The organism is Acetobacterium bakii (assembly GCF_001263355.1).
Taxonomy (GTDB): domain Bacteria; phylum Bacillota; class Clostridia; order Eubacteriales; family Eubacteriaceae; genus Acetobacterium; species Acetobacterium bakii.
Genome location: NZ_LGYO01000052.1, coordinates 43,364 through 46,246, shown reverse-complemented (window position 1 = coordinate 46,246; position 2,883 = coordinate 43,364). Strand labels below are relative to the sequence as shown.

3 protein-coding genes are annotated in these 2,883 nt (G+C 38.3%); all 3 read left to right on the top strand.

The window, feature by feature from the left end:
* Positions 1-458 precede the first annotated feature (458 nt).
* The 3 genes from AKG39_RS17085 to AKG39_RS17080 all read left to right on the top strand — a co-directional run bounded on the left by AKG39_RS17085 (position 459) and on the right by AKG39_RS17080 (position 2,802).
* A complete protein-coding gene (locus AKG39_RS17085; RefSeq protein ID WP_201780292.1) occupies positions 459-1,430 on the top strand; it encodes a hypothetical protein in 972 nt (323 codons plus the stop codon).
* Between the two features lie 174 nt (positions 1,431-1,604).
* Entirely contained in the window at positions 1,605-1,742 is a 138-nt protein-coding gene (locus tag AKG39_RS20155) for a hypothetical protein (protein WP_160316216.1), read from the top strand.
* A gap of 121 nt (positions 1,743-1,863) precedes the next feature.
* Complete coding sequence (locus AKG39_RS17080; protein ID WP_050741608.1) at positions 1,864-2,802, top strand: hypothetical protein; 939 nt, start codon at positions 1,864-1,866, stop codon at positions 2,800-2,802.
* Positions 2,803-2,883: the final 81 nt, after the last annotated feature.

Below are 2,883 nucleotides of genomic sequence, written 5' to 3'. Positions count from 1 at the left end.
TGTGGGCAACCCTGGCATCCGTACCCAGATGGCCCTCCTAAGAACAGGGTGGCTCAGCACTGACGGTGCTAGGCACACTTAACTTATTGCTTAACTTATTGACTTAATTTACTAGTCTGAGAAGCGTGGGGGCATATCGTCCGTCACATTAAATAGTATACTCAATTTTTATGTCAAAAAAGACACTGCAACATGCCTGAAAGGATATGAATCATTGAAAAAGAATGAATTTCTAACTGCCAATTCCGTTCAGAACTTTATGCATTTGCTGGAACCGAAGATGGATCAAGCGGATTCCTTTTCTTATGGATATATGATGAAGAGGCCAATCATGCAATGGGAATGTAATTCCATTAAGGCTTTTCGGTGCCAGACACACTTAACTTTATAATTTGTTCTTCCATCCAGACGGCATAAAAATAAAAACAAGTAACCAAAATTAAAGAGGAGGTGCGGTGTTGGATATAGAAAAAGCTAAAGCATTGTCATTTGATAAAGTGCGTAGCATTTATAAAACATATTTGCAAAGCCAAGACTTGGCGAAAAACACAATTCAGACGGCTTCCGTTGATACTTTCTATTTATGGAGGAAGGGTAGCCACGATGTTTTTTGGGATGCCTTGACAACTTCAACTTTTGAGACAACAACAAAAGCAGCTTTGCTCAAAACACTAGAAGAAAACTCGACTGGTAATATTAGTTCTCTCATTAATAGCTATATGGCACATTTGAGAAAATTTCGCAGATTCATTTATTCGGATAGTGATGTTGAGATGCCTGTTTCCAAGCTGGATAGACAAGCAATTGCACCTCGAAAAAAAAAGTTGGATATTGAAGTGCCAAGCCCCACAAGCGAACAAGTAAAGTTTTACCTCAACAAATGGGCTACACTTGAAAATTACCATCTTCAGGAAAATGCTCTTGATAAGCTGTTCTTTAGGCTTTGCCCTAATAACACAGACATATCGGACATCCTGCTGAAAGCTACAACGCTAAATGATTTTTACAGCACAAACATCTTCTCTATCTATCCAGTAGCGAAGCACATCTGGTCACTTGATATCGACGCAAGACTTAAAGCCGGTGATGTTACCTTGGTTGGAGAAATTCAGCTCATAATGATTGGTGCCGCGAAGAAAAACTTCTATTCCTTTGCTACAAAGTATTGCAGCCATCACAATCCGCTCGATTATCCGATTTACGATAGTTATGTGGATAAGGTGCTACGGTATTTCAGGAACCGGGATGATTTCTCTGACTTTGCCGATGGTGACTTAAAGAATTACGTTAGGTTCAAAGGAATATTGACTGATTTCAGATCTTTCTATGGTCTGGAGCAATACAACCTAAAGCAGATTGACAAATATGTATGGCAATTGGGAAAAGGCTATTTTCCCAAGAATTATAATAAGAAGGACAAAGGAGTGTGAACGTGCCGGTGCCAGGTGATTATTTCACGCTAAGAGTACCGCCAATACACGCTAATGATACTGGCAGTACTCGAGATGATACCATTGGTTCACAAAATGATACTGCGGTCTTGGTGCCAGGTACAACTTAACTTATTGACTTAACTTATCCCCCGAACAGGCCTCGAAGCGCTATTGAAAACAGCGGGATACCAACTGGCTTCGCTGGCCGTGCTGAAAGACAATCATGCCCTGAAACTGAATCTGGCAGTGGGCTTTATGGTGATTGATAAACTGGAACAGGAATACTTGATGATCTGTGAATTAGCGTAACACTGGTAGTGCTAAGTTCGGATTAAATGACCGCCTGCCCCTCGAAAGAACCGTTCTTTCTGGGATAATGATAAGCACCCTCGATTCAATTCACAAAACCCCATGATAAAGGAGTGATAAGATGGCAAAGAAAAAAATAGGCAATTGCGCATTGTGTCCGTCAGAAAATGTGGAACTGCTGCAGAGCCATATTATACCAAAAGCGATATATAAAAGAACAAAAATATTTGAAAACTCAAGGTTTCGTAGTTTTTATAATCCCCATGAGATATTTCAGGATGGTGAAAAAAAAACTATGCTCTGTCATGATTGCGAGGAATTTTTTAGCTGGTATGAGACGAAGTTTTCGAATCTATTTCTGGACAAGTATTTAGCAAATCTAACGGAAAGACTTCCGGAGATTAAAGAGGATATTGATTTCTATATTTTCACTGTCGCATGGAGAGTACTGTATGATGATTTGTATGTGTGCAATTCTTTTTCGGATAATAGTGAAAGAGATTATTTGATAGAGTATGAACAAAAGTTGCGACGGTTTCTTTATCAGAGATATCTGGAAAAACAACCTGGAAAAAAGAAAGATGGAGTAAATGTTGAAATACCGAATCTTGAAGGAAAATGTTTCGGGGAAATAATAGCAGAAATTGAAAAATGTATTGATAGCACGGAGCCCGAAGATATATCAGAAATTAAGAACTATGTCTATACCTTAAAGGAGCTAGGTTTTTCAGGTGCAGTGGAGACAATCTTTGATTTTATGATTTGGGGCTATTCATTTTATACATCGGGGATGAAATATGTTGTTTTAACGGGGTATAATGGGTTACTGTTAGCAACTGTATACCATAGAAGTAGGAATATTTTGATAACAGATGATTTAAATTTATTGAGAAAATCAGGAAATAGTGAAGCTGTTATAAAGGAAGAGCTGATAAATCAAGTTAATGAACTAATGAAAGAAATGAAAGCGAGCGATTCTGAAAGGCAAAGCAAATTAAATCAGGACGGTCTACGAGAAAAAATTGAAAAAAGATGTGAAAACCAAACGAAGTTAAGATAGTAATTTAAACTGGGACATTACATATGACAAACATACAGAGCTTGTGACCGGTGCCTGCCCCTTAACTTATTGAGATAACTC

Coding starts and splice junctions, on each gene's coding strand:
- AKG39_RS17080 (WP_050741608.1), top strand. CDS start 1,864: ATGGCAAAGAAAAAAATAGGCAATTGCGCATTGTGTCCGTCAGAAAAT.